Here is a 26932-nt window from a genome sequence, read left to right on the forward strand (position 1 = left end):
GTTCAGGCTCAGGGCTGCGGATGTTTCGTGACCCATGCGCCGAAGCCACTCCCGTGGCTTCGGCATTGCGACCGGCCAACTCATTGGCGCGGGTCTCGGTCTGACGATCGCCGTCGGCCGGGTCCGACCCTGCGCCCCGCTCTCATCCGAACAACAGGAGATAGAACATGCAGATCGGATTTATCGGTCTCGGCAGCATGGGCTCGGCAATGGCCCTGAACCTGGTAAAGGCAGGCCATGACGTTTGGGCCTGGAACCGCAGCAAGGTCGCCCGGGATAGTGTCCCCGGGGTGACGCTTGTCGAATTCGCGGCGGATGCATTCCAGGCCGACGCAGTCTTTACGATGCTATCCGACGACGCTGCCATTCGCGAGGTGATCCTCGATGCCGGCCTGCTCGAAAGCGCGCGACCAGGGCTGATCCATGTTGTCACATCGACGATCTCGGTCGCTTTCGCACGAGAACTGGAGCTGCTGCACGAAGAGGCGGGCCTTGGCTATGTGTCCGCACCGGTTCTCGGACGGCCGAACGTAGCGGCGAGTGGCCAGCTTAACATCCTGGCGGCCGGGAAGGTCGATGCAATTGCCGCGATCGAGCCGCTGCTCGCTCCCCTCGGCAAAAAGGTCTGGAAGTTGGGGGAGAACCCCGCTCGGGCGAATGCGGCGAAGCTCGCCTGCAACATGATGATCGCCATGGCTATCGAGGCGATGGCGGAGGGTGTCGTGCTGACCGAGAGCGTCGGCCTCGACCGCGCGGATTTCTTTGAACTCATCCTGGGCACCCTGTTCTCGGGCCGCGCCTATGAGAGCTACAGCGCGCAGATCACGGAACGATCATTCGAGCCCGGTTTCAAGGCCAAGCTCGCCCTCAAGGACATGCGCCTGGCGACCGAGGCCAGCAACGAGATCGCACGCACGCTCCCGATGCTCGAAGCTGTCCGCGAGGGGCTCAGCAAAGCCGTTCTGGCGGGCTTGGGCGAGAAGGATTGGTCGATCGTGGCGGATATGACGGTTCGAGGTGACGACAGCTTGGCGCTATCTGAAACCAACGCGGAGACAAACCAATGAAGACTTGGCTCATCACAGGCTGCTCAAGCGGCTTCGGCCAGCGGCTCGCGCTTGCTACGGCACAGCGCGGCGATCGGGTCATCGCGACGGCCCGCAATGTCAAAACGATTGGAGAAATGGCTGAGCCTTTCGCCGGCCGCATGATCACCTTGCCGCTTGACGTGACGGATGCGGCGGCGGCCAAGGCCGCGGTCGTAAAGGCGGTCGAGACATGCGGCGGTTTTGACGTGCTCGTGAACAATGCCGGCTACGGACTGTTCGGCGCGATCGAGGAAGGCACGCCCGAGGAATATCGGTCGATGTTCGAGGTGAACGTGTTCGGTCTGATCGAAACCACCAGAGCAGCGCTGCCCGTCCTGCGACGCTCGGGTGGAACGATCGTCAACATGTCGTCCGGCGCGGGCATCGCGGGCGAAGCCGGTGGCGGATATTACAATGCGGCCAAGTTCGGCGTGGAAGGGATTTCCGAAGCGCTCGCCGGCGAACTGAAGCCGTTCGGCATCCGCGTGCTGATCGTCGAGCCTGGGCCGTTTCGCACCGATTTCCTTGGCCGTTCGACCACTATGGTGGCCAACGAAATGCCGGAATATGCCGCGAGCTCGCGCAGGCACTATCGCGAAATCAACAACGGCAATCAGGCGGCGATCCCGACAAGGCGGTCGCGGTGATTTTGCGGGCGGTAGATGCCGATGACACCCCCTTCACCTGCCGCTCGGCCCGGCCGCGCATTCGATCGCTGAGCGAAAGCTGGCTTCCTTCCGCAGCGATATCGACGCGTGGCGTGACATCACGATCGCCACCGATTTCGACCAGTACTAAGCGCTGGCCGCAAGCTCCATTTGAACGTCAACATTGACTGGAAAGTGATCATGATCGCAACTTTGAAGGGGTTTGCCCAGCAGCTGGTGCCGGTGAATGGCATCAAGATAAACGCTGTCACGGGCGGCTCAGGTCCACCAATCCTTCTGCTCCACGGTTGGCCGGAAACATGGTGGGAATGGCACCATGTGATGCCGCTGCTGGCCGAGCATTTCAGCGTGGTGGCCATGGATCTGCGCGGCGCGGGTTTTTCCGATTGCCCGCTCGACGGCTACGACAAGGCGACGATGGCGCGAGACGCGCACGAGGTCATGGTTGCCCTTGGGCATGAACGCTACGCCGTGTGCGGCCATGACATTGGCGGAATGGTAGCGTTGCCGCTGGCCGCCATCTATCGAGAGGCTGTTACCCACCTGGCCGTCCTCGACGTTCCGCTTCCCGGTTGGACGCAATGGGAGGCGATGACAGCGAGGATCTGGCACTTCGGCTTCCATATGAACCGGGATCTACCCGAGCGTCTGATCTATGGCCGTGAATATGATTACGTTTCGGCCTTCATGGCGGAGCGGTTCTACGATCACAGCACCTTCGATCCAGCGGACATCGAGATCTACGCGAAAGCAATGGCCCTTCCTGGCCGCACGCGCGGCGGTATGGAATGGTATCGTACCCTCGCCGACGACCATGCGGCCGCGCTCGGGTACAAAAGGCAACCGCTCGAGATACCAGTGCTAGGTCTTGGCGGCGAGCAGCGCTTCGGTGCGCATATGGTTTCGATGCTGAGGGAGTTCGCAAGCAATGTGACGGGCGGTTCGATTGCGCGGTGCAGCCACTATGTCGCGGACGAGCGACCGGGTGAAGTGACGGCCGCTCTGATCGATTTCCTCAAGACCAGTTGAAACTCTGCGACCGAGCCATCGTGGGCCGAATCGCGACACCGCGGGCGAGTTGCGCCCGGACCTATCGCCTTCGATCGATTAAACAAGAAAGGAAAACGTCATGACCGCACCTAAAATTCGCGGCGTCAATCATATCGGTATCACGGTGCCTGACATCGAAGCAGCAAAATCGTTCCTGGTGGAAGCGTTTGGCGGCCAGGTGATTTATCAGTCCTTCGGGCCGCAGGATCCGCCGCGGCAGGGACCCGAATTCGAGAGAGCCGTTGGCGCTTTCCCTGGAACGGTCGTGCGTGGGCAGGCGATGGTCAAGATCGGAAACGGACCGGACATCGAGCTCTTCGAAATGCATGGCCCCGAACAAGCCCAGCCGGTTCGAGCCAGCGACTTCGGCATTACGCACTTTGGTGTCTACACCGACGATATCGACGCATCGGTCGAGTGCTTCGAAAAGGCCGGCGGCACGTCTCTTACCACGCCACGCGCTATTCCCTACGCAACCGAAAAAGGTCCTGGAAACAAGGTCTGCTATTGCCGCATGCCATGGGGCACGACCGTGGAATTCATCACCACGCCCGACCGCATGGGCTATCACGACCAAACGAATCTGCGCAGGTGGCAGGACGAGGAACGAGCGTAGGCTTTGAAAACACGATAGCCACTGTGGCGCTTAGATGGAGGCAATGAATGCTCCTTTCATCGCATCGGCGAGAAGACGACGGCACTAGTTAGGATGTGAAGAGGCTTTTAGACGATACTCGGCCAGTAGGCGAGCAGCGTGGAACATTATTCCACTTTGGCAGTTGATCATGAGGGAAATCAAGGAGGATACGCAAATGCGAAAGATAATTATTGCCTGTGCGGCCATCTTCATCGGTGCTGGTTTACCTGCGGCTGCGGTTGCGGAAGAGGTCGTCATTGATGGGCCTTCGTATGATCAAGGCTATCGCCATCATCGCCATCACCATCCGTATGTTGCCTTAACCGATCGGGGCGTTGCCATTGGATCGGTTCGCGATCGTGACCGTTACGATCGATATAATGATCGCGGCGGCTGCATGACAAGGACTGTCACACGCACCGATGAAAACGGCGACCAGATCACGAAAACCATTCGGCGCTGCGACTAGCAGCGCCGATGGGTGATTGCTACCTGTGAGCATCTATCGCTAACGTCACCGCGGGCGGCACGGTGATTAGGCCTTTGCCGGATTGGCGCGCAAAAAAACGCCGCAAGAGATCGCGCGCCCCACAGCTTTCTGCGCCAGTGCTTGTGCTTGGCAAAGAGCTTATATGATGGGGCTGAGGCCGCACGAGTACTTGGACGGGAAGAGGAGGCGCACCCCGGCTTTGCGAATGGCTAGGCGCGGCGTCTTGCCCTGTGACTACGCTCCCGGTCTCGGCCACCTGCTTTGCGGTTCAATTGGCGCGCCGTGGCTGACACCGCGCCGAGCGGAGGTCGCACCCCGCGAAAGCCTTTCAACCCGCGGCGACAACCGGCTCGCGCGGATTAGTCGAATATCCAGCTACCGAGACCGGCCTCCTGCCGGGTGGTGGCGCTCGTCGACCAGCAAGGTTTTCGCATCGGTACATCTGGCGCTTCATTCTGCTGGCAGGCCGCGGTCCCGGCACGACCGACACCGGAGGTATTCTAATGTCAAACAGCCGCTGGCCTCACGCGCGGACTCAATCCGATAAACTCCCACCGAAGGAAACAAGAGTGCGGAGTTGGTGAATTGGAGGTAGCCTGATCGGCTCTGCCTCCAATTTCCAATCCATACATACTCGACAATTCGGCGGCTGGTTGGATTACAGCAAAATTTCGCCTACGATGCCGCGAGCAAATATCCCTCCCGCGGATCATCGATTGCGGCCCCATTGATCGTGACCGCATATCCTCCTGTCGGATCAACTCTCGAAACGGAAATTTCGTATCGACCGCTGGGCAGCTCCAGCACAGCCGAATAGCCATCCCATCCGGTTGGCAGCACAGGCTTGATGTGCAACCGCCCGCTTTCGGTGCGAATACCGAGAATGCCTTCTATCGCGACGCGATAGAACCACCCGGCCGAACCGGTGTACCAGCTCCAGCCACCGCGCCCCCTGAGGTCGCCTTCTCCATAAACGTCGCCGGCGATGACATAGGGCTCGACGCGATAGGTCTCCGCGGACGATTTGTCGAGCGCGTGGTTGATGGGGTTCAGCATTTCGACCGCGCGCCAGGCGTCGTCGCCGCGGCCCATCCGGGCAAGGGCAAGAGCCGTCCACGTGGCGGCATGCGTATATTGGCCGCCGTTTTCGCGGACGCCTGGCGGGTAGGCCTTGATCACACCGGGATCATTGACCGGCTTGACGAAAGGTGGCGTCAGCAGGCGGATGAGCTTGCCTTCCTCATCGACCAGCTTATCGAGGACCGCGTTCATGGCCATGTTGCTGCGATCGGCATCTCCCTCGCCCGAGAGCACGCTCCAGGATTGGGCGATCGAGTCGATCTTGTCTTCCGCCGATTGGCTGGAGCCGAGAGGCACGCCGTTGTCGTAGTAGCCCCGGCGATAATATTCGCCATCCCAGCCGGCCGTTTCGATCGCGGCTTTGAGTTTTTCAAGATGATCCGACCAACGGCTGACGCGTTGCGTATCGCCGCGCGTTTCCGCATAGGCGATGAAGCGGCGCAAGGCGCCGGCGAGGAACCATGCCAGCCACACGCTCTCGCCGCGGCCGGCGATGCCGACGCGATCCATCTTGTCGCACCAGTCACCGCTCATCATCAGCGGCAACCCGTTGACGCCCGTGCGCTTGATCGCGAGATCGAGGCCGAGGGCGGCATGTTCGTAGAGCGATGCGGTCTCGTCGGAGACACGCGGCTGCAGGAAGGCGTCGTACTGGCCGGGGCTGAGCTGCGCACCTTCGACAAAGGGCAGCATCTCGTCCATGATCGAGGCGTCGCCGGTCACCGTGCAATATTGGTCGAGGGCATAGGCGAGCCAGACCGGATCGTCGGAGATGTTCGTGCGAACGCCGGCACCGCTATCTTCCAGCCACCAGTGCTGGAAATCGCCTTCCGGGAACTGACGGCGGCCGGTATTGAGGATCTGCTTGCGGGCGATCTCAGGCGAATGCAGCAGGAAGGCCAGGGAATCCTGCAGCTGGTCGCGCAGGTTCCACGCACCGCTCGACTGGTAGAAGGCGGTGCGGGCCATGATGCGGCAGCCATAGGTCTGATAGGGCAGCCAATTGTTGACCATGAAGTCGAGCCGCTGGTCCGGTGTCGAGACATGCGTCTTGCCGGTGAAGCTCTTCCAGAACTCACGCGTCTTCCCTAGAACCTCCGCAAAACCGATGGAACGGATGTCGGCGATGAGAGCGGCGGCTTCCTCCTGCGAGGCGGCGTCACCCATATAAAAGCAGATGTCGCGCACTTCGCCCGGCTCGATCGTCAGGTCGAATGCCATGGCGGCCGCCGGATCACCATCGAGATCGACGGCATTGGAGAGCCGCGAGCCGGCCGAAACCGTGCGCGGTTGCTGGATCGTCCCGTGCCGGCCGATGAACTCGCGGCGGCTGGTGGAGACGCTTGATGGTGCTTCGCTCGCAGCAAAAGCCGCAACACGCGTCCCGAAGCTTACGCTGAAGGGATTTTTGGCAAAGACAGCTCCGCTCGCGCTGTCGAAGCTCGATATGATGAAAGGCTTGCTCTTCGTCGGGTTGTTGCCGAGAATCCATTCGGCATAGCCGTAGAGACGCAGCTTGCGTGCTTCTCCCGCGTCGTTGCGGATACGCAGTTGCGTCAGCTTGACGGGCTTTTCTATGTCGAGGGTCTGGGTGACCTCCAGGGAAATCTCGTCCTGAACCGTCGAAAAGATCGAGTAGCCAAGGCCATGCCGGGCTTCGAAGCGCGTGTCCGAGCGCTGCGCGAGCGACGCGTAGGGCACGATGACGGAGCCGCGATCGAGATCCTTCAGATAGAAGGCCTCACCAGGACGGTTTGTGACCATGTCGTTGGTCCAAGGCGTCAGCTGATGATCGCGGGAATTCTGGCTCCAGGTGAAGGCAGCGCCTTCCGCCGAGACGTGGAAACCGAAGCTCTCATTGGCTATGATGTTAACCCACGGATGCGGCGTCTGTTCGCCGCCCGACAGGCGCACGACATATTCGCTGCCATCGGCCGCGAAGCCGCCATAGCCGTTCCAGAAAACAAGATCGCTGCCATCGACCGGGAGCGTCCCGACAGTGTCGCGAACCATACGCGGCACCAGGGTGGAATCGCCCCACTGACCAAGCAGCGCGGGCGAACCGGAAACGGAACGGGCCTTCTGCACCTGATCGATGAGGCTGCCATCGCGACCACGCAACACGACCCGCGAGGCGGCAATGATGGCGTCATAGGCTTCCGCAGTCGTCAGATCCTTGCGCAGGACATAGATATTGCGCTGGATGCCGGCGACCTCGCTGGCGTGACGTGCCGCGTCACAGAGCTGGTCGATGGTGCGCTGCATTTCGGCAGCCGCCTCGCCGGTGCGCTCGTTGAAGATGACAAGATCGACCTCGACGCCGCGCGATTGCAAGAGACCTTGCGCACGCAGGAGTTCCTTAACGAGATCGGTGCCGAGCTCGTCGGTGATGCGCAAGGTCATCAGTGGTGCATCGCCGGAGAGGGTCGCTCCCCAAAGAACGGACTGCGACTTCAGGCCTTCGCGAACCGTCTTATTGTCGGCACGCAGCGCCATGTCCGGATATATGATGTAGCGGGCAAAGCGCTGGTAGGCGGCCGCCTCCTTCGAATTGACGCCGATCTGGCGCAGCTGGCTCTGCGTTCTCGTCCATGCCTGAACGAGACCCTGGGCAAAGCTTTCCGGCTGGCGATAGTGCTCGACCGCAGCCTCGAGTTCGGTGCGTTCGGCCGCGGCGATGGTCCAGAAGGTTACGCTGACCTTCTCACCGGCCGGCACGCGAAGCGTCCGGCGCAGCGACAGACAGGTATCCATCGTGAATCCGCTGGTATTGGAGAGCTCCGCGCCGGCGTCGAAGGCCGCAGCCTCTGTCAGCGTGCGCCCCCGCCCAAGGAAGCGCATGCGGTCCGTCTCATACTGTGTCTGCAGGCTCTTGCCCGACGTGTCGACGATGAGATGGGCGACGGCGACCTCGGGATCCGTCACGCCACGCTTCTGCCGCTCGACGAAGATCGCGTCACCTTTCGCGGCGATTTCGGTCTTCAGGAACATGCGGGCAAAGACGGGGTGACCAGTATCGACGACATCGAGCGTGGCGACAGGCTCCATGTAGGAGGTCACCTCGATCACTCGATCTTCCATGCCGGTGTTGCTGATCGTCAGACGGCGGCCTTCGGCATCGTAATTGCTTGCGACGAAAACTTCCATTTCGCTTGTCAGCTCACCGACGGTCTTGATGAACTCCGCCTTGTCGTCGCTAAAGCTTACGCGAACATGCTCGTTGGCGATCGAGCGCGGCTCCGCCGTCGCGGACCACCATTCGTTCGATGCGGTGTCGCGCAGAAAGACGAACGATCCCCATCGATCCTCGGTCGGATCGGCACGCCAGCGATTGACGGAGAGATTTTTCCATCGGCTGTAGCCGGAGCCGGTCGCCGTCAGCATTGTGGAGTAACGGCCGTTTGACAACAGCAGCAATTCGCGCTCGCGTGAGGCCGGATCTTCCAGGCGCCGAACTTCCGGACGCATCAGGTCGCCTTGGATGGTCGCCGGCGCGTCGGTTTCGTGCTTCGAGGCCATGACGGGGATGTCACGCGGCGCCTTTTCCTGAAGCAGCAATTCGGCAGCCTCGATCACAGGATCGGCATGGAACAGTTCGCGCAGCAGACCGTCGAAAGCCACATTGGCGACAGCGGCGATCGACATGCCGTGATGGTGTGCATAGTAGTTGTAAACCACCGCGCATTGCTTACCTTCCGGCACGCGGCTTGCCGTGAAATCGACGGCATCATGAAAACCATACATGCCGAGCGCGCCGACGGCCCGCAGCCGCTCTAGGTTTTCGAGGGCCGCGACCGGATTGTACTGGCTGGCGAGCAACGAGGCATAGGGCGCGATGACAGCGTTCTGTCCGAGACCGCGTTTCAGGCCGAGCGTCGGCACCCCGAAGTTGCTGTACTGATAGTTCATCTGGTGATCACGGGCGTTGAAGGCCGCTTCCGAGATGCCCCACGGCGTGCCAAGCTTGCGCGCATAGTTCATCTGCTCGAGAACGATCAGATTGTTGGTCTGGTTGAGAATCCCGCCGCTGCGTTCCTGCATGACAAGAGGCGGCATCAGATATTCGAACATCGAGCCGGACCAGGAGACCAGCGCACCGCGCGTGCCGACGGGCACGACATGGCGGCCGAGTTTGTACCAGTGCTCGGTCGGGAGATCACCCTTGGCGACCGAGAAGAGGCTCGTCAGACGCGCCTCCGAGGCAAGCAGATCGTAGCAGGCGGCATCCACTTCCTCCGTCTCGACGCGGAAGCCGATCGACAGCAATCGGCGTTCCGGGCGATAGAGGAAGCTGAAATCCATGTCGAAGGCGATTTCACGGGCGCGATTGCCGATCCGGATCAGCCTTTCGCTGATATCAGGTGCCTGGGCGGGATCGAAAGCCTTGTCGACCTGATGGAGTTCGCAGGTTTCGACCAGCTTCTCCGCCCAATGGACGACTTCCTCGCTCCGCGTGGTCTTGACTTCTCTGTCAAGGCTTCCGGCAAGTTCGCGGATTTCCCGAGCCTGCCCGGCAAATCGTTCGATGAGGCCTGACGAGAATTCCTTCTCGCGTTTACCGGTCGCAACCGCCGCTTCAAGCTCGGCGATACGGCCGTCCAGCCGGTCATGAAGGGACCGGTTCGACCGCGTATCGTCATCAAGCTCCGAAAGCACCTCGCGCAGAATTGCCGCGACATCGCCGATGCCGTCGAGATCGGTGTGGATATGGGCAAGAGGAGACTGGGCCCAGATGCGGCATGCGGATGAAACGGCGATGAGATGGCCGGCAAAATTTCCGCTATCCACCGAGGATACATATTTGCGGCCCAGCGGCTTCAACGTATCGGTATGATACCAGTTGAAGAGATGACCTCGATATTTTTCCAGCTTTTCGACCGTCTCGATCGTCTGTTCGATGCGCTTGACCGCGTCCTCGAACGAAATCCAGCCGAAACGCCGCGCTGAAATGACCGACAGCAGATAGACGCCGATATTGGTTGGGGAGGTACGCATGGCGACCACGGCATGCGGCGTCTGCTGAACGTTATCGGGCGGCAGGAAGTGCTGATCGGGAACGACGAAGTGGTCGAAGTAGCGCCAGGTACGTCTCGCGATCTTGCGCAATTCGTTGCGAACGTGATCGGGCACAACAAGCCGATCTTCGGTTTCCGCCGTCTGGCTGACCAGCCAGGCGATGGCTGGCGACAGCACCCAGAGAAACGCGAAAGGAAGTCCGACCAGCCAGGCGATGTCGCCGGAAGAGGCGGCGAAGACCAGCGCCACAATGGCCAGGAGGGGCGCGCGCCACATGACCTTGTAATGGCCGAGGATCGTCGTCTGCGCCATGGCCTGCGCACTTGCGGCGGTGCGCCACTGCAACATCAGCTTGCGGCTGATAAACATGCGGTAGAGCGAGCGCACGATTGCGTCCGCCATGACGCAGGCGATGTCGGCGATGAAGATGATGCGCAGCGCCACCTGGGCATTGGCATTCTCAATATCTTTCCAGACGGTATGGAGATGCGCCCGCAGGATGATGTCGCTGGTTCGCGGGATGATGCCATTGATCAGCGACAATGTCGGGGCGACGAACAGGCTGAAGATCAGCAGGATCTGCCAGATGAGCGCGCCGAAAGGATCCATCCAGTACCAACCGAGCACGGAAGCGAAGAACCAGGCGATCGGCGTCAGCGAGCGACGCAAATTGTCGAGCATCTTCCAGCATCCCAGCGCGGTAATGCCACGGCGCTCGTCGAAAATGTACGGAATAAGCTGCCAGTCGCCGCGCGCCCAGCGATGCTGGCGCGAGACCTCCACTTCGTAACGGATGGGGAAATCCTCAACCAGCTCGCAGTCCGTCACCAGCCCGCATCGCGCCATCGAGCCTTCGAGCAGGTCGTGGCTCAATATCGAGTTCTCGCTGATCCGCCCCTTCAGCGAGGCTTCGAAGGCGTCGACATGATAAAGGCCCTTGCCGGTGAAGGTACCCTCGCCGGTGATGTCCTGATAAACGTCGGAGACGGCGAAGACGTAAGGGTCGAGACCGCGATTGACCGAGAAGACGCGCTGGAAGGTCGATGCGTCCTTGCCCGTCGTCAGCGACGGCGTCACGCGCGGCTGCAGCACGCCATAGCCATCGACGACGCGCTGCTTCTTGTCGTCGAAAACCGGGCGATTGATCGGATGGTGCATCTTGCCGACGAGCTTCGTGACGGTATCACGAACAATCCGCGTGTCGCTGTCCAATGTCATGACATATTTGACGTCGGCAGGCACGACATCGAAGCCCGCGATAAAGCTCGTGTCCTGGCTGCCGCGCAGCAGCATGTTGAGCTCGTGCAACTTGCCGCGCTTGCGCTCCCAGCCCATCCACACGCCTTCGGCCGGATTATGCTGCCGGCGGCGATGCAGGAGATAGAAGCGCTGCCTGCCTTCTTCGGAGTAGCGTGATTCCAGTTCGGCGATCTTGCCGCGCGCATAATCGAGCACTTCGAGATCGCGGGCGGTTTGTTCTTCCTCGGCATCCGGCCAGTCGGTCAGCAGCGCGTAATAGATCTCACCGCGGGCATTGGCGAGGTAATGTACCTCAAGATTGCGGACGAGCTCATCGACGTGCTCACGCCTGCCGATCAGGGAAGGAATGGTGACAAGCGTGCGGGCGTCCGCCGGCAAGCCCTTCTTGAATTCATAGCCGACGAGACGATCCGGTGTGATGAAGAAGGTGGCGAAGAAATTGAAGAGGCCGGTCGCACCTTCGGATGCTGGGAGCGCGAACATCAGCAGCAGGACGATCGTCGCAAACAGCGGCATTCCCGCATCGACGAATGCCCATTCGACCAAGACGAGCGCCAGTAATGTCAGGAGAAGCACGGGAACGGCGATCGAGAGCCAGTTCAGCTTGCGGACCACCCGCATGAACCGCAGGCCGAGCGTCGGCCGGAAACCGATCTCCGCCTCCAGCGCCGGACGCCCGTTGCCGACGAAATAGTAGCCGACGTTGCTTGCAGATCCGTCCCTGCTCTCATTCTTTGCACGGTCGGTCAGCCGCACGGCGGCCTCGGCGATATCCATCTCCGTCTTGTCGGAGCGCTTCGCAAGCTTTTCGATCTGGCGGCGGTAGCTGTTGCGAGATCCGGCATCAAGCTCTGCATAATCCGTCTGCTGCCAGAGCAGCTTGTCGATGGTGCTGACCTCTTCGACCCATTCGGACCAGTCGGTGTCGTTGATCTCGCGCAGGCTCTTGATGATGCTGCCCATCAGCGCATTGGCCGCGCCAAGACGGGTCTGCTCGGCCGACATGACGGCTTCGGCATCCGTTCCCTTGGCGGAAAGCTTGGCCTCCAACCAATTCAACGCAGCTTCTGTTGGCTCGAGTGCATTGCGAAGACGATAGTGGAGCTGCGTGACGAAGGTCGTGTCGTCGAGATTGGCGGCCAACGTTTCCAGGTATTGCGCCGCGCTGGCGTCACCGAGCGAAATTGCCTCGGTGGCCGCTGCATTGGCCGCCGCGCGCATTTCACGGCTCTTGTCGATCTGCGATGCCACCCGGCGAAGATTGTCGATCAACACATAGCGCACCAGCGAGGGGAGTGCCCAGAGTTCGCCGATCCGCAAGGTTTCGCGGTCCTGGAATCCTTCGGTGATCGCCGTCATGCCGGCGTTGCTGATATTGCTGTGCGCATGCGCCATGTAGAGCCAGGCGAGCGCGAGGGTGCGCGGCACCTCCGTGCCGTCGAGATTGATCTTGCGCAGTTCGCGATAGAATTTTTTCGGAAAGTCGCGGCGAACTTCCTGGATTGCCTCTTCGACGATGTAGTGGTTGTCGAGCAGCCATTCGGCAGCCGGCGTGATGCTTTCGCCAGCATCGACATCCGCGGCGGCGGCGCGATAGACCCGCAGGATCTCGTTTTCGTTCTCCTTATGCCGGAGATAGAAATCGAAGCCACTGAATTTTAGGAGATCAAGCGTGCGAGTTTCCGCAAACTTTGCTGCCATCGCTCTCAGCTGATCGTTGGACAAGAGAGTGGCGCGAATTCCGAATTCGCGATCCAGATGAGCCATCTGAGGAGTTGGAGCAGAATCGTTGACAGTATCTTTAGATGACATGTGTCTTTCGCTTTTGTCTCGTCGTTTCTCGAATGCAGAGTTCCAGAAACGAGAACCCGGAGCCTGAGATCTTCGTTGCATCGCCCCAGTTGACGGTAACTGGGGCAATGATTGCCGCTTAACTAGCCGCACCACCCTGAACGTAGGATTAATTGTCTGGGCCGGCGACCTTGGCGGCCGCCGGCAAACGCAACGACACGCTCACGCAACTCGATCGGATACGGCTTGCCCATGGTGCATCTCCTGCCATCGGCAAAGTGAAGCATAGTTCAAGCCAAACTGGAATCCGGAATCCGGTTAGCAGCGACGTGCTTTAGTATCCGATAGCAAGGTTTATTTATGGACGGTTCGCCCTATGGTGTGATCGGCTCATGCCGGTCGCGGATTGCTCAAGTGAGACCGCTGCGCCACATTCCGAAATCAGGAAGCCTTCCGTCCGCGGTAGAGGTACGGTTGCAGGTCCATTTCCCCCGACGCGGCTACCCTTTCGTCGATGATCCAGCGTAGCGTTGAAAAGACACAGACGGGATCGGTAGCGTTGGCATCGCCTGCCAATGCCATAGCTTGACAGCGGCAGCCCCCGAAATCGATATGTTTGCGGTCACAACTCCGGCACGGCTCTTCCATCCATTCATCGCCGCGATAGGCGTTAAAAGCGCTGCCATCATACCAGATCTCAGCAAGAGGTTTTTCGCGAATATTCTCAAAGCTCAGGCCAGGAATCGTCTCTGCGGCGTGGCAGGGCAGGACAAGACCTGCGGGCGTAACATTGAGGCCAATTCTGCCCCATCCGCCCATGCAAGCTTTTGGATACCGCGCATGATAATCGGCAGGCACGTAATCGATCACCAAAATGCCTTCGAGTTTTTCGCGCGCCCTTTCGACAACCGCTTTTGCCTTGGAGGCTTGGTTTGCACTTGGCATTAGCGCCTGCCGGTTAAGCTCGGCCCATCCATGGAATTGAACAGTCGCGATCTCAAGTCGTCGTGCCCCGAGTTCGACAGCCAGCGAAATCATGCTTTCAAGTTCGTCCATATTCTGTCGGTGGCAGACTGCATTGACGGTCAAGGGCAGGCCCGTAGAGCGCACCCATTCCGCGACCTCGATCTTCCGCGCATAACCACCTTTATAACCGCCGAGCAGATCGGCTTTCTCGGGTGTCGCGCCCTGGATCGACAGTTGGATATGATCGAGGCCCGCAGCGCTGAGCGCCTCCACTCTTTCGCGCGCCAAGCCGACGCCTGACGTGATCAGGTTGGTGTAAAGCCCGAACGAGGTCGCGGCAGCCGCAAGTTCAACGAGATCGCGACGTGATGCTGGCTCTCCACCGGACAAATGCAGATGAAGAACGCCAATATTGGCTGCCTGACGGAATGTCTCGATCCACTCGTCGGTCGATAGCTCATCGTTCGCTTTGGTCAGCTCCAGCGGATTGGAACAATAAGGACAGGCGAGCGGACAGCGATGCGTCAACTCCGCCAACATCGCCATCGGAGGCGGTGCTCGCCTGGCCTCCGGCAAAGGAAATCGCTGACGCGTATTCGCATTCATTCGACTGCCTCCAGCATCCGCCGGTTGGCAAATTCCCGGACGAACGAAAGGATGTCGCCAAGCACCTGCTCCTTCGGAGCCTCGAACTGTTGTGCAAAATCGGTGGCGATGTCGTCGAGTGTTTTATGCCCATCAAGCGCCTGGACGATCGCTACCGCGATTTCATCCAACGCAATTGCGCGTTCCGGAGCCAGAAGAACCATCTGATTTCGGACGTTATCTTCCCGTAGTCGCACGCCACGGGAGAGTTTGACGACGGAGAAGGGACCGATAAGCGGCGCGTCGCCTGTCATGATGCAGCTCCCAAGGCTGCCGTTCGGTCGGAGACAGTTCCCGGCGTCACCGCTTCAAATCCATCCCAGGCGCCCGGGGGGATCCGCGCCGGCGCTACATAAGCGGAATAAAGGGCGTCCAACTGCGACCATAGGACATCTGTCTTGAAGGTGAGCGCCGCCGCCGCTGCATCCTGCTTCTCTGTCGTGTCCGCCTTGTCCAGCACATAGGAAAGGCCGAAAGCAACCTCCTGCGGCGCCTCGTTCAGTCGCTGGCGGAAATAGGAGAGTGCGGCATCGTTCGCGAAGCCATAATGTTTAAGAAGGCCGGCAATGCGATCCGCATGGATCGCCGGCGCAAACATTTCCGTAAGCGATGAGGCGACGGCCTCAAGCATCGGCTTTTCACGAACGAAGGAAACATAGGCATCCACCGCAAACCGCGTTCCGGCGAGAACGCCCTTGGTGGAAGCCACGTAGTCGGGGTCAAGGCCAACCGCCTCCGCGAGTTTGAGCCAGCGGCGGATCCCGCCGCCTTCTTCGATGCCGCCATCATGATCCTCAATGCGTCGTCGCCAGATGCGACGCAGCTCCGGATCTTCGACACGAGACATGAACGCTGCGTCCTTCATCGGTATCCGGCTCTGGTAATAATAGCGATTGATCACCCAGGCCCGCACCTGGGTCATGGTACACTCACCGCCGTGCAGCATTCGGTGAAACGGATGCTTGTCGTGGTAACGCTCCGCGCCGATTGCCTTCAGGCGGCGTTCGAATTCGGCTTTGTCAGGGGTCGAGGGCAAGTGTCACCTCCATGCCATCCCGGGCTATCTCAAAGCCATGTTCCAGAACGAAGTCTCGTTCCGGGCTATGTCGCCAGATCGGATTGGTATTATTGATATGAACGTAAATCTTGCGGGGGATGCTCAGTCGGGAAAGAATTTCCAGACTGCCTTCCGCGCCGCTTATCGGAATGTGACCCATGCGCCGTCCGGTCTTATGACCGGTTCCCGTTACGATCATCTCATCGTCGCTGAAAACCGTGCCGTCGAAGAATACCAGCGACGCACCATCAAGGCGCGCAGCAAGCGCATCGGTGATCTGGGCACAGCCGGGAATGTAGTAGGCTCTCGCATCTCCTACGACGATTTCGACACCGATGGTCAGGTCGTCTTCGATCCCGATCTGCAAATCGTCAGTCTCCATGAAAAGCGGAACCTTGCCCGGTACGGCAAACAGCGTCGCCGACATGCCGGCAAGCGGCTGGAAGGGGTGGTCCAGATTTGCTGCGCTTAAGGCAACAAAAGCCGGATTCAGCGCACGGAAGATAGGATTGTCGCCTAAGATGTTTGCCACGGAGGGACTGGTGAACAGCTTGAAACCCTGGCTTTCCCTCAGCACCAGAAGACCGGCGATATGGTCGATGTCCCCGTTGGTGATGATGACGCTTTCGATCGGCGTATCTCGCAAACTCTTCGGGGAGAGTGGACGGTTATCGATAAGTTGCTGGCGGATGTCGGGAGAGGCATTCATGATCGTCCAGCTCTCTCCGTCCAGCGTGACAGCGAGGGACGATTGGGTCTGCGGACGCAACGCCGCGCTGGGGTCCCGCGCCATATTGCAGTTAAGGCAGCCGCAATTCCATTGCGGCAACCCACCACCGGCTGCCGCGCCAAGCACGAGAAAACGCAACTTGTCAGCCTCGTGCCGCACGCGTTGCGGGCTCAGAACAGAATGGGTTCGCCGCCGTCCGCCGGAGCGTAACGATTGATTTCCATGCCGCAGCTGACTTCAATAAACTTCGGTGCGTGCCATTTCATGATCATCTCCTTGTTTGCGTTGCTTTGTTTCTGCGACCCACCGCTCGCCGGAGCTCCGGGACCCTTTGAGGATATTCGTCACACGCATATATGACGCTCTGACCCTTCCCTTGAGGTGGTCCCTTAATGAAGAACGTCAAGGGGACGTCCTCGCGCAAAAAATCGTTACTGGTGATCGTCTGATACCGCGAAGGGCTGGCCATCGGGCGTGCTGGTGACGCAGATTTGCATGTTTGATTGCTTCCCGAGTCCCGTCGACGTTTGGTTGAATGAGATCCGACGATGCCGCGCTCCAGCAGCAACTCCTCCACCAGGCGGAGACGCAGCGGGAACCGAAAGTACAACCAGACCGCATGGGCGATAATCAGTTGCGGGAAACGGTGGCGCCTGTAGCTGATGGCTGAATTCTTCATCCCATCATCTCTACGCCCCGTTCACTGACGACAGGCTTATATGACAACACCGATAGAGGTCCCTGTCCCGGCAAGCCTCCAATCGACTGTCCAAAACTCCTCAGGATATTGGACAGCGTGCTTACCACTCTTGAGGTCGACGTACCAAAAAGCCCATGTTTTTCTTGTCTTCAGCGTTCCCAGCAAACGTGTCCGTTTCGCCCTGGACGTGACAGCTGGGGCGAACCGGAAACCCGTAAGCCAAACGCCGGCAATCTTCCCTGAATCCGAGACAACCGAGATAGTTCCGGAACCTTCGCGTTCGTCATGAGTTCCAAAACGAGGCCGAGCTGCACGTCAGTGGCGGTCACGGATTGGCAATCCTCAAAATTCTTGAGAGGCACGTCACCTGACATATGCCAGGTCGTAGCGTCAAATCTCTGGATACGCAGACAGTCGCCGCGCCATCCATCTGTATTACCAGGAGAAATTCGATGTCAAATCAGCATCCAAAGACGCGAAATCCGAGCGATAAGGATCTACGGAAAAATCCCGGAGTCGGCACCTCCAAAGGCACCATCAAGGGCGGTGAAATTCTCGATGAAGACGAAAGCCTTGATGGCGACAACACGTTCAAGGGGGATGTCGAGAACGACGTAACGCCGCAGGGTGGAATCAATCCCAAACAAATGGGACACACAAATCGATAGTAGGAATTCGGTATGACTGGCAAAAAGACCCATGAGCAGCAAGTGCGCGTCATCGAAAAGCGCGAAAACACGAGCAACGCAGGCGACGACTTCAACGCCGAGGCCGAGTTGAAACATTCAAAACAGGAACGGGAAGCGCATCTTGGCGGAGCAAAAATTCGCGGTGAAACGCCTGGGTTGGTGGATAAGGATGACCGGCAGATGATCCCTGGTCAGAACCAGGAGAGCGGGCATCATAAGCGTCCGACGGGCGATCGATGACTGAGTGAATGCCCATGTTTGATTGCGGATACGGGCAGGGTAGTCGGGGCCGATTCCGGCCGTCTCATTCGGACGATCGATTTTAGCGCGAAACGTTTCCGGGTGAGGGGGGATTCCGGTTGGTAGGAGACAGCCCGCTATCGAGGTGCGCAGACACGGAAGAAGTGAGGGGTAGCCAAAAACACCCAGGGCGACCGAGAAGGTCCGAAAGGAGGAGCCGAAATGCCGGACCCGCTCGATCGATCCTGACCGAAAACGCTTCCGCCAGCGGATCAGGCCGGACGTCAGACACGAAAGGTGTCTGACTAGACATCGCTCCCTTCTGGTACGATAATCGCGCTCTGCTGATACGGGCCGAGAACAAGGCGGCGCAGGATATCGTACAGCGAAGCAAGCTCGACAGTGGCTGGGAAGATCGCATTCCTGCCAGCAATCCTTGGCTTCCCTGGATTTATGACATGTCGAGGATGTCGTCCTCGCTGCGCCGCCCGCAAAGCCGAAAGCGCAGCGGGACAAATATCTTGCAGGATTGCAGGAATTGAAGTCGCTCTGCTTCGTAGGCGGCACAGGCGCGTGACCGCGCGGCGACATGCCATCGGCATGGCGGGCCGGTATCGCGTCCAGAACGGTAGAAGGACCCAGAATCGGGTTGGCCGGCGCTCCCAGTCGCCGGCTACAGGCTGGCAGGGACCGCCCCGCTGCCGTCATTTCCAAAACCGCTTCGCGTCGAGTACGTCATCGACATGGGCCTGGGCACTGTCGATCAAGGCATCCTTCTCGGCGTGAGAAAGAACGGTGTCGCTCGCCGGGTGGTTCGCCAGCCGGTGCTTATCCAGCACGCCGGGAACCGACACCAGATCGTTCAACGCCCCCAAGTCGTCCTGAAGGGCCTCCATCGCGGCAAGGAATTTCGCGTGCCGGCGCCTGCCGCGCTTGTCGTCGAAAAGCGATGCGAAGAACTCGGCGGCGTAGCGAAGTTTTTTCGCATCCTTGCGAACCTCGTGACGATGCTCGTCGTCCAGCTTGGCCAGTGCGCCGCCGTCCTTCTTGAGCTTCTTGCGCTGCTTCTCAAGTGCCCGCCCGGCGAAGGCGAGAGCATCCGGAATTTCCGCCGACATTGGGGAATTGCCGTGATGGTAGTCTCCACATTCAAGCCATTGCAGCAGGTCGAGCATCAGTGCTCGCGCGCGGGGCGAGGATAAGGCATCGACCGCATCACGGTAAGTTTTCTCGCGCGCTGCTTCCAGCTTAAAGACAAGATCCGGTTCGGCGGCTTTCCCGAGCAGGACGTCGACATTGCGGGCCTCTCCAAGAACCGCCGCCAGCCATCGCAATTCGTTGTTCAGTCGCCGCGGCTCCTCGTCAGGAAGCACCGATTTGAATATGGAGAAGGCCGAACGCAGCCGACGCAGCGCCACGCGCGCCTGATGGAGAGCCTCGGCATTGCGTCGATAAAGAAGGATGTCCTCGTTCAAGCGGAACTGTCGGAAGCACGAAGACGCGATGGACTTGAACGCCGCCGCGGCATTCATGTCACGATCGAGATGAAGCGGCTCCGACTTGAAGGCATTCTTCTGCGCCTCGGCAAGGGCGTGACCTCGCTCCGCCTTCGAACGCACCCCGAACCGGAAGCGGGCAATCCCGTCGATTTTCCTGGCAAAAGCGAAGAGATCGCCGGGACTGCCATCCTTCAGCTCGATTTCGGTCTCACAGATCGGAGAAGAGCGTTCGCCCGAAACCACTTCGCCCTGGTCGACGACGACCTCGAGTCGGGAACCATTCTCCTCCACATTCCACAGCCGCCTTTCGACGACAACATCGAAGATCGGCTCCAGTTTCAGGCTGCTTCCAAATTCCCCCAGAAGCGGCGAGGTGTGGTCGAGAACAGGTTCGTCTCGATCAACCGGCGTCTCCCACTCGGATCTCGCGAACAGCGACCTGCCGGGTCCGGCCGCCTTGACGGTCTGGGTGCGCGCGGCGCCCACCTGCCGAACTCGAAGCGTGAAGCCTTTTTTCCACAGTCTACGATCGGAGGTGTCGAAGTAGATTGCGCGCTGCCGGACAATCTTTCCGGGCTCGCCCAGGAGATCGGAACCAAGGATGGCTTCGAGGGATTCGGGTGAGAGATCGAGCTTGACTTCGGTTTCTGACGACAAGGCGGACTCCGTTTGGTAAGAACGAACTCAACACGGACCTGCTGTGATAGTCCAGTGGTATAGCGACTATATGAAAGATAGGAAGAAATCGAAAACAGCCATGCTGTCGAGCGCGCAACGATATGCGTCGAACGTTTCCATCGGGCGCGATGTGCGGGATCACGCCGGATCGCTACCATGTCTCGGTTCACCTTGCCGAGGTGACAAGCATCGCGGTGGACTATCCTGAAAAATCGACGCGAAAGAAGGCTTGGTTCCCCTGCCGGCCGCGCCGGTCGAAGTCTCGCAACCAGGGCTGCGCGAGCTGCTACGCAAGTTTGCCGATGCGATCGGCGGTTCTGGCACTACGGACGGACCAGGTTTTCAGCTTGGTCGTGGTTTCAGGGTGTAGTGGGATCCTGAATCTTTCGCCCGGCTGGCTCAATCCGATGTCGCCCGTGGAGGCACGCCGTTCGGCCGTTGGCGGGATAGCTCATTTGATCGTGCGTCAGATAAGCATTGCTCTCAAGGTCGCGGCCTTCGAACTGAAGTATGCCGGGGTCGGACATGCTTCCGGTCCGGCCATTCGGGCACATCAATTACTCGCCGCTATTGAAGATCAATCAGTTAGATCAGGGAGCGAGAGGGGATCGACAGTTCCAACTTATTCAAGAGCTTGATATGTATCTTCCGCATCGTAAAAGCGATTGCATCCTCTCCATAAGGGACAGCTCGATAGGAGAGATCTCTACCCTTAGCTGAGAATGTCGCGATGTAAATTCGCAGCTCTATCGTTGCTTGACATCTTCCGTCCAGGCCTTGGCCCGCCTATTGATAGATTGACGCGGCTTATCACTCTCTGGATAGAGCGCTCTTAAGATCGGTTTCTAAAAAATCGCGCCCTTTGAACAGGATCGGCATCTTGAGAGTGTCTGCGCAGGCATAGGACAGGCAGTCGGCGAAGTTGAGCTGGGCGGGATGGCCCCTTCCTTTGCCGTAAACGGCAAAGGCTTCCACAGCGCGCCGGGCGATCGCATCGGTGATCGGAACCACAGTAATTTTGGCCGCTTGAAGAAAAGCATCGAACATCTCCTGGGCATCAAGGACTTCTAGCCCAAGAATACGCGCCAAGTTGATGGTCGCCTCAAGCCGGACATGCGCGCCTGTTTGCCGCGTTGCCGCGCCATCGACTGCGCCCAAGTAGCTGTCGCCTTCCGGCTCGCCGGCAAGGATGGCGACGAATGCTGAGGTATCAATGAACATCATTGGCCCCAGAGTGCGTCGCGTTCGTCTTTCGTTAAAGGTGGAGCAGGCGGAAATTTTGCCTTGGCGAGTGCTCGCGCACGGATCTCTGCGACGTGCTGTTTCAAGGGCACGGCTTCGTCAGCACGCTCAATCTCGTGCCGCAATGCCAGCTTGATGGCTGCGGTTAGGTTGGGGGCACCGCGTTTGCGCATAACGGTTTCCGCCAAGGTGCGAACTTCCTCATCTCTTATGCTGAGCATTCGACGTCCTTGTTGTAATGACAATTATTGTATATACACATGGACGCGACGTGTCCATACACTCTGGCTCGCGCGCGTTATTCTGCAAGAGCGGCGCCGACGGCGATCTGGGCGCACTTTAGTCGCCGCCGCAGGAGATCCCCGCGGTTGGCCGCGAGGATTTATCCGACAACGGCATGTCCCCGATCCTGTCCGACGAGCCCGGCCGCTGTTTCAGACACTGGATGCAGCCAAGGGCGGTCGCACGCACAAAACCACTTAGATAAATTTCACAAGGGCTCTTTGGTTCGATCCTTTTCAAGAGCAAACTGACTCCAAATGACGGCTCCTAGCTGTTCGCTTCAGAGCTTGGGTTGATTGCCCGGTCGATGGAGATTGACCGTATGCCTGCGATCTGAAAGGACCGACCAGCGATGAATCATTTTGGCAAAATCACGCCTGAGATATCCTCGCAGATTGCGATGAAGCGATCTTGAAGCGCCGGATCATGAGCCTGCGGGTTCGCGGTCCGACGCTTCAGATGATAGAAGTATTCTCCCGTGACATTCGCTCCTGGCTCGTCGCCGGCCGCCAACCAGGCTTGAGTCAGATGGGCCTGTGCCATGTCGTCAGGCGCGCCAGGGCCACCCATCTTGGTCGGAACCCATCCGGGCTCCAATGAATTCGAGAACACGTCCTTCCAACGTCGTGCGATCGCGAACGCGAGCATTGCATCGTGCAGCTTGCTTTCGGCATAGGCCTCTGATCCGTTCCATCGGCGACGTTTCCAGAGAATATCATCGAGATTGGCATCTGCATGATGGTGCATGCCGGACGACAGGTAGACCAGTCGTTTTGGTGGTTCGATGAGTGCGGTCAGGATATAGGCCGACAGTGTATTTATGGCGAAGACATGCGGCAGTCCATCAGAGGTTAGGCGATGAGCTTCGCGATAGCCGACGGCGGCATTGTGGATCACCGCGTCGCACCGCCCGAGCCTGTTGACTTCGGCGGCGACATTTTCCGCACCGGCGATGGTCTCGAGATCGCCGATCACGACCGCCTCCGCCTTTGGGAGAGCGCGGCGGGCATCGGCGGCGCGAGCCGGATTGCGTGCATGAAGCACGACCCGGTGGCCTTGTGCGGTTAGACGTTCAGCCGCCATAATGCCGAGGCCTGTGGACGAGCCGGAAATGAAGATGCGGGACATGAAAATCTCCTTTGGAGCCAGCGAGCAAATCTCACAGGCAATGTGGAACAACGGTCAGGATTGTGAAGAGCGGACGGTCAGGACAAGCGCGGCACCGGCGAGAGCGCAGGCGGCGCCAAAGAGGTAGACGGCCGCATATCCGAACTGTCCGGCGATAATGCCTGTGAGCGGGCCGGAAATGCCGTAGGCGATGTCGAGAAAAGCCACGAAGGCGCCCATGGCGCTGCCACGATTGGCCGGAGGCACCCGCTTCAGCGCTTCGACGCCGAGAGCGGGAAAGATCAGTGCGCAACCGAGACCTGTGACCAGGGCGCCGGCAAGTGCCGTCCATTCATTAGGCGCCATCCAGATCAGCGCCTGACCGGTTGCCTCTGTAGCCAGAGACCAGAACGCGACGCGATAGCCGCTCGTTCTGTCGGGTAGCGAGCCGAAGATGAGGCGCACGAAGATGAAGCCGGTGCCGAAGGCCGTCATGACCAAACCGGCATTGTCCCAATGGTGGGCTGCGAAGTAGAGCGATGCAAAGGCGGTAAGACCCGACAGTCCCACCCCTTGCAGCATCAGCCCAGCCCCTTCGCGCCAGATTTGGCCGATGACCTTATGGAAGGGCAGACGCGGGCCTGCAGGGCTCGTATAAGAGGTCGACCGAAATGCGATAGCGACTGCGAGAAGCGGAGCAACGATACAGGCGATCATCGCGGTCTCAAGGCCGTAAGACTGATAAAGAGCCATGCCGCCCGGCGCGCCGATGGCCAGTGCCGCGAACATGGCAATGCCGGTCAACGACATCGACATGCCTGCGCGCTGCGGTCCGACCGAGGCGATCGACCAGGAGACGCAGCCGGTAACGAAGAGGCTCTCTCCTAGCCCGGCTATCAATCTTCCGACAGCAAGAATTGCAAGGCTGAGATCGGGCGAGAGAATGGGCATGGCCGCCGCCATATAGAGCAGCCCTGCGGTCATGCTGATCGCGGCGCCTTGCAGGGCGGAACGCTGACCGCCCTTGAGATCGGTCAAGCGTCCCGCATAGCCACGACTGAGCACGGTGGCGAGGAATTGGATGCCAATTGCCAGGCCGACGACCAGATTGTTGAAGCCGAGCTTGTCGTGGATGAAGAGCGGAATAACCGGAAGCGGAAGTCCGACCGCGAGATAGCCACAAAAGAGCGCGGCGATGATCCCCGGGGCGGGGCGGGAAAGATATGCGGGAGCGGCTTTCGCTTCGGCCGTCTCGTTGATGAGAGATGCTGACATGACAGCCTCCATTCTGAAAAGTCCGTGGGGTAGCAGCGTCGCCGAAAAGCGGCGGCACCAATTCAGGCCGCTTCTTCGGGGGCGGGTGCGCCCAACCGATCCGAGCGATAGCCGCTCTTTTCCAGCAGGTAGTCGCGCGACTCGGTGATCTCCGATGACAGCTTGATGAGATCGGTGCCGACCAGCTTTCCGCCGCGTTTGCGGATCTCGCCGGCGACCATGACCGTATCGACATCCGAGCGCTCGACGGCCTGGACGATCGTGCCGACGGCGTTATTGACCGGTATGACGGCGACCCCGTCCGCACGCACCATGATGATATCGGCCTGCTTGCCGGGTGTCAGCGAACCGATCTCGCTCTCAAGTCCCGCGGCGCGTGCACCGTTCACCGTTGCCGCTTCCAGAACGCGCTCGACGGTGATTGGCAAGGGCACATTATCTTCGCCGCGGAATTTGCGGTAACGCATGGCCGCGCGCTGCTGCAAAAACAGGGCGTGCATCTCGCCGAACATGTCGCTGCCGAAGGCCGTGTCGAGATCGATGCCGACAGCCGGCGTCAGGCCATGGTCGATCGCTTGCTGATAGGCGAAACTCTCGTCATCGAAACCGAAAAGCGCATCGGAACGCGGGTTGACGGTAATGTTCACGCCGGCATTGGCAAGGAGGCGCCACGTCTCCCGCGGAATGCGGGTGCAATGATTGAAGATGTTGTGCGGGCCGAGCACGCCCTTTTCGGCAAATTCCGGGCCGAGCTTGGCGAGATCGCCGATAAACTCGGTCAGAATGCGCATATCAAGGCTGCGCGCGACCTTCCACCAATCGAGATTAAGCTGGCCGAACAGGCCGACCCTGACAAGACCGTCGCCCCGATTCCAGTTGTCCGCCAGCCGCTTCAGATCGCCCGGTAGGTGTGCGGAGGACGCCCTCTTGTCCATGGCGGCGCCGACCATGTGCAGGGCGCGGATGCCGCTGCCATCGAGAGCATCGAGCGCGGCGTCGGTATGTTCCGGGCTGCGGGAGGAATGGCAAGCGTCGATGACGGTCGTGATGCCGGCATCGAGACAGGCGAGCGCCGTGAGCCGGGTGCTGAGATACATATCCAGCGGTCGATAATGGCAGCCCAGCGTTTCCGCCACCACATCGATATAGGCAAAGAGATCGTGCACATCGGGCATCATACGGCGCATTGCGCCCAGCCACATGTGATGATGGGCGTCGACCAGCCCCGGCATGACGATGCTGTCAGAAGCACCGATAACCGTTGCATCGGTAACGGCGAGGTTCTGTCCGATGGCCGCTATTCTGCCGTGTTCCACGAGCAGGTCGCCGATGGCGAAATTGCCGACCGTCTTGTCCATTGTCAGTATGGTGCCGCCTTTGAAAAGTGTGCGGGGATGGTTGAGATTGCTCATGATTGGGTCCTCTCAGGTTTATAAGCGCAGGACCGTTATCGCTCTGGAATGATCTTGAATTAAGTGCGCTTATGTCAGATGATTCCTGACTAAAAATCAGGAGTCGGCACATGCCTTTTGATGGACGGATTCTCTCGGGGGTGAGCGTGCTTGCGGCCGTCGTTGAAGGCGGGAGCTTCGTCAAAGGCGCTGAACTGATCGGCATCACCGATTCCGGTGTAAGCCGGGCCATTGGCCGTCTTGAGACGCGCCTCGGTGTACGCCTGCTCGATCGAACGACGCGCTCGGTGACGCTAACCGACGAGGGCCTGCGGTTTTATGAAGAGGTGAAGCCGCACTTGAATGCGATCGAAGACGCTGCTGTGGTCGTGTCCGGCTCGGCAACAGCGGTGCGCGGTCGCTTGAAAGTAGATATCGATCCATTCTTTCTGCCCCTCGTGCTCGCAGGCCGGCTTGGTGGATTCTGCGAACGCTATCCGGATCTTTCTATCGAGTTCGTGACCAAAGAGCATGTCGGAGATCTTGTTGCAGACGGTATCGATCTCGCGATCCGGTTCGGCCAGCCTCGCTTTGCCAGCCTGATTGCGCGAAAGCTAATAGAGGCACCAATTCTGACCGTGGCGTCGCCTCGCTATCTGGAGCGCCATGGCCGTCCGGCGCATCCTCGCGACCTCTCCGTTCATCGCTGTCTGCAGTTTATCGATCCCTACACCGGGAAGCCGTTCGAATGGGAGTTTATCCGGGGAGACGAGACAATCGATGTTCCGACGAGCGGACCGTTGACGTTCACCGACCCCAAGACGATGCTCGACGAATGCCTCGCCGGAACCGGCATCGCTCAGGTGATCGGCTGGGGAGTTGGGCAGGCCTTGGCGGCAGGATCGCTGATTGACCTCTTCCCCGACTGGCACGGTGAGCGTTTCCCGCTCTTTGCTTTCCATCCATCGCGCAAGCACCCGCCGGCAAAGGTGCGCGCATTTGTCGATTTCTGCGCCGGGATTGCTACCGAGCTTGAGCGTTAGCTGATAATGACCTCGGCATCGCCAAGCGGGTTCAGATGTGATTGAATCGAATATGAACGGAGTCCGGAGCGGTGCAAAGGGGTTGATCTGCGGATCATGTCGCCGAACCATAGGGCATTGCTGAAAAATCGACTGTTCGAATATCCTATTCACACAGTTCGCGTTCACAAGCTGACATTCCGTCCCTCGACCACGGTCATTCCATCGAGATCAAGCCGATGGACGCTATTGAAAAACTTGAGATGGAAGACTTTCTCAGGTCAGGGTCGCGCGTTCGAATCCCCTCACATCAACGGATCTGATTTTGC

At 59.4% G+C, this 26932-nt stretch carries 19 protein-coding genes and 2 pseudogenes; 8 read left to right on the forward strand and 13 right to left on the reverse strand.

Annotation, left to right across the window (positions count from 1 at the left end; translation table 11 throughout):
* The first annotated feature begins 167 nt into the window (after window positions 1-167).
* The 5 genes and pseudogenes from I8E17_RS27155 to I8E17_RS27175 all read left to right on the forward strand — a co-directional run bounded on the left by I8E17_RS27155 (window position 168) and on the right by I8E17_RS27175 (window position 3912).
* Window positions 168-1067 carry an NAD(P)-dependent oxidoreductase gene (locus I8E17_RS27155; RefSeq protein WP_069614200.1) on the forward strand — a complete coding sequence of 300 codons (900 nt, stop codon included), beginning with the start codon at window positions 168-170 and terminating at the stop codon, window positions 1065-1067.
* Window positions 1064-1886, forward strand: a pseudogene (locus I8E17_RS27160) (oxidoreductase). Before I8E17_RS27155 ends, I8E17_RS27160 begins: the two are co-directional and overlap by 4 nt.
* A 50-nt stretch (window positions 1887-1936) precedes the next feature.
* A complete protein-coding gene (locus I8E17_RS27165) occupies window positions 1937-2785 on the forward strand; it encodes an alpha/beta hydrolase (RefSeq protein WP_069614201.1) in 849 nt (282 codons plus the stop codon).
* A 100-nt stretch (window positions 2786-2885) separates the two neighbouring features.
* Window positions 2886-3422: a VOC family protein gene (locus I8E17_RS27170; RefSeq protein ID WP_069614202.1), complete on the forward strand. Its 537-nt coding sequence runs from the start codon at window positions 2886-2888 to the stop codon at window positions 3420-3422.
* A gap of 169 nt (window positions 3423-3591) precedes the next feature.
* Window positions 3592-3912 (forward strand): hypothetical protein, encoded by a 321-nt coding sequence (locus I8E17_RS27175; protein ID WP_083258248.1) that lies wholly within the window; start codon window positions 3592-3594, stop codon window positions 3910-3912.
* 696 nt (window positions 3913-4608) lie between these two features.
* On the opposite strand, the gene I8E17_RS27180 is transcribed toward I8E17_RS27175, so the two are convergent.
* The 7 genes and pseudogenes from I8E17_RS27180 to I8E17_RS27210 all read right to left on the reverse strand — a co-directional run.
* On the reverse strand, window positions 4609-13056 hold the full coding sequence (locus I8E17_RS27180; RefSeq protein ID WP_113366157.1) for a glucoamylase family protein: 8448 nt from the start codon (window positions 13054-13056) through the stop codon (window positions 4609-4611).
* A gap of 465 nt (window positions 13057-13521) precedes the next feature.
* A complete protein-coding gene (gene pqqE, locus I8E17_RS27185; protein WP_069614204.1) occupies window positions 13522-14652 on the reverse strand; it encodes a pyrroloquinoline quinone biosynthesis protein PqqE in 1131 nt (376 codons plus the stop codon).
* A complete protein-coding gene (pqqD, locus tag I8E17_RS27190) occupies window positions 14649-14945 on the reverse strand; it encodes a pyrroloquinoline quinone biosynthesis peptide chaperone PqqD (protein ID WP_069614205.1) in 297 nt (98 codons plus the stop codon). The genes pqqE and pqqD overlap by 4 nt, the downstream gene beginning before the upstream one ends.
* On the reverse strand, window positions 14942-15727 hold the full coding sequence (gene pqqC, locus I8E17_RS27195) for a pyrroloquinoline-quinone synthase PqqC (RefSeq protein WP_069614206.1): 786 nt from the start codon (window positions 15725-15727) through the stop codon (window positions 14942-14944). Before pqqC ends, pqqD begins: the two co-directional genes overlap by 4 nt.
* Window positions 15711-16616: a pyrroloquinoline quinone biosynthesis protein PqqB gene (gene pqqB / locus I8E17_RS27200; RefSeq protein WP_083258264.1), complete on the reverse strand. Its 906-nt coding sequence runs from the start codon at window positions 16614-16616 to the stop codon at window positions 15711-15713. The genes pqqC and pqqB overlap by 17 nt, the downstream gene beginning before the upstream one ends.
* Before the next feature lie 32 nt (window positions 16617-16648).
* Window positions 16649-16744, reverse strand: a complete 96-nt coding sequence (gene pqqA, locus I8E17_RS27205) for a pyrroloquinoline quinone precursor peptide PqqA (RefSeq protein WP_069614208.1) — start codon at window positions 16742-16744, stop codon at window positions 16649-16651.
* Between the two features lie 257 nt (window positions 16745-17001).
* A pseudogene (locus I8E17_RS27210) lies at window positions 17002-17157 on the reverse strand (IS6 family transposase); the annotation flags it as partial.
* Between the two features lie 473 nt (window positions 17158-17630).
* Between I8E17_RS27210 and I8E17_RS27215 the strand changes: the two are divergent.
* Both I8E17_RS27215 and I8E17_RS27220 read left to right on the forward strand, forming a co-directional pair.
* On the forward strand, window positions 17631-17846 hold the full coding sequence (locus I8E17_RS27215; protein ID WP_069614209.1) for a hypothetical protein: 216 nt from the start codon (window positions 17631-17633) through the stop codon (window positions 17844-17846).
* A 12-nt stretch (window positions 17847-17858) separates the two neighbouring features.
* On the forward strand, window positions 17859-18107 hold the full coding sequence (locus I8E17_RS27220; RefSeq protein WP_113366155.1) for a hypothetical protein: 249 nt from the start codon (window positions 17859-17861) through the stop codon (window positions 18105-18107).
* Window positions 18108-18811: 704 nt separating this feature from the next.
* Here I8E17_RS27220 and I8E17_RS27225 read toward each other — a convergent pair.
* The 6 genes from I8E17_RS27225 to I8E17_RS27250 form a co-directional block, all read right to left on the reverse strand.
* Window positions 18812-20263, reverse strand: a complete 1452-nt coding sequence (locus I8E17_RS27225) for a CHAD domain-containing protein (protein WP_069614211.1) — start codon at window positions 20261-20263, stop codon at window positions 18812-18814.
* Between the two features lie 831 nt (window positions 20264-21094).
* Window positions 21095-21508 (reverse strand): type II toxin-antitoxin system VapC family toxin, encoded by a 414-nt coding sequence (locus tag I8E17_RS27230; RefSeq protein ID WP_083258249.1) that lies wholly within the window; start codon window positions 21506-21508, stop codon window positions 21095-21097.
* The gene (locus I8E17_RS27235; RefSeq protein WP_229002248.1) at window positions 21505-21699 is read right to left on the reverse strand and encodes a type II toxin-antitoxin system VapB family antitoxin; all 195 of its coding nucleotides are present in this window, start codon (window positions 21697-21699) and stop codon (window positions 21505-21507) included. Before I8E17_RS27235 ends, I8E17_RS27230 begins: the two co-directional genes overlap by 4 nt.
* 466 nt (window positions 21700-22165) lie before the next feature.
* Window positions 22166-22936, reverse strand: coding sequence for an SDR family NAD(P)-dependent oxidoreductase (locus I8E17_RS27240; RefSeq protein ID WP_069614215.1), 771 nt, complete (start codon window positions 22934-22936; stop codon window positions 22166-22168).
* A 54-nt stretch (window positions 22937-22990) separates the two neighbouring features.
* Window positions 22991-24190: an arabinose transporter gene (locus I8E17_RS27245; protein ID WP_113366154.1), complete on the reverse strand. Its 1200-nt coding sequence runs from the start codon at window positions 24188-24190 to the stop codon at window positions 22991-22993.
* 62 nt (window positions 24191-24252) lie between these two features.
* Entirely contained in the window at window positions 24253-25602 is a 1350-nt protein-coding gene (locus tag I8E17_RS27250) for an amidohydrolase family protein (RefSeq protein ID WP_069614217.1), read from the reverse strand.
* A 110-nt stretch (window positions 25603-25712) separates the two neighbouring features.
* On the opposite strand from I8E17_RS27250, the gene I8E17_RS27255 reads away from it, so the two are divergent.
* Window positions 25713-26624: a LysR family transcriptional regulator gene (locus I8E17_RS27255; protein ID WP_069614218.1), complete on the forward strand. Its 912-nt coding sequence runs from the start codon at window positions 25713-25715 to the stop codon at window positions 26622-26624.
* Window positions 26625-26932: the final 308 nt, after the last annotated feature.

The organism is Rhizobium sp. AB2/73, from assembly GCF_020871915.1.
GTDB classification, from domain to species: domain Bacteria; phylum Pseudomonadota; class Alphaproteobacteria; order Rhizobiales; family Rhizobiaceae; genus Rhizobium; species Rhizobium dioscoreae.

Coding starts and splice junctions, on each gene's coding strand:
- I8E17_RS27230 (WP_083258249.1), bottom strand. CDS start 21,508: ATGATGTTCATTGATACCTCAGCATTCGTCGCCATCCTTGCCGGCGAG.
- I8E17_RS27175 (WP_083258248.1), top strand. CDS start 3,592: ATGAGGGAAATCAAGGAGGATACGCAAATGCGAAAGATAATTATTGCC.
- I8E17_RS27180 (WP_113366157.1), bottom strand. CDS start 13,056: ATGGCTCATCTGGATCGCGAATTCGGAATTCGCGCCACTCTCTTGTCC.
- I8E17_RS27165 (WP_069614201.1), top strand. CDS start 1,937: ATGATCGCAACTTTGAAGGGGTTTGCCCAGCAGCTGGTGCCGGTGAAT.
- I8E17_RS27250 (WP_069614217.1), bottom strand. CDS start 25,602: ATGAGCAATCTCAACCATCCCCGCACACTTTTCAAAGGCGGCACCATA.
- I8E17_RS27170 (WP_069614202.1), top strand. CDS start 2,886: ATGACCGCACCTAAAATTCGCGGCGTCAATCATATCGGTATCACGGTG.
- I8E17_RS27215 (WP_069614209.1), top strand. CDS start 17,631: ATGTCAAATCAGCATCCAAAGACGCGAAATCCGAGCGATAAGGATCTA.
- pqqA (WP_069614208.1), bottom strand. CDS start 16,744: ATGAAATGGCACGCACCGAAGTTTATTGAAGTCAGCTGCGGCATGGAA.
- I8E17_RS27155 (WP_069614200.1), top strand. CDS start 168: ATGCAGATCGGATTTATCGGTCTCGGCAGCATGGGCTCGGCAATGGCC.
- pqqD (WP_069614205.1), bottom strand. CDS start 14,945: ATGACAGGCGACGCGCCGCTTATCGGTCCCTTCTCCGTCGTCAAACTC.
- I8E17_RS27240 (WP_069614215.1), bottom strand. CDS start 22,936: ATGTCCCGCATCTTCATTTCCGGCTCGTCCACAGGCCTCGGCATTATG.
- I8E17_RS27220 (WP_113366155.1), top strand. CDS start 17,859: ATGACTGGCAAAAAGACCCATGAGCAGCAAGTGCGCGTCATCGAAAAG.
- pqqE (WP_069614204.1), bottom strand. CDS start 14,652: ATGAATGCGAATACGCGTCAGCGATTTCCTTTGCCGGAGGCCAGGCGA.
- I8E17_RS27245 (WP_113366154.1), bottom strand. CDS start 24,190: ATGTCAGCATCTCTCATCAACGAGACGGCCGAAGCGAAAGCCGCTCCC.
- I8E17_RS27235 (WP_229002248.1), bottom strand. CDS start 21,699: ATGCGCAAACGCGGTGCCCCCAACCTAACCGCAGCCATCAAGCTGGCA.
- I8E17_RS27255 (WP_069614218.1), top strand. CDS start 25,713: ATGCCTTTTGATGGACGGATTCTCTCGGGGGTGAGCGTGCTTGCGGCC.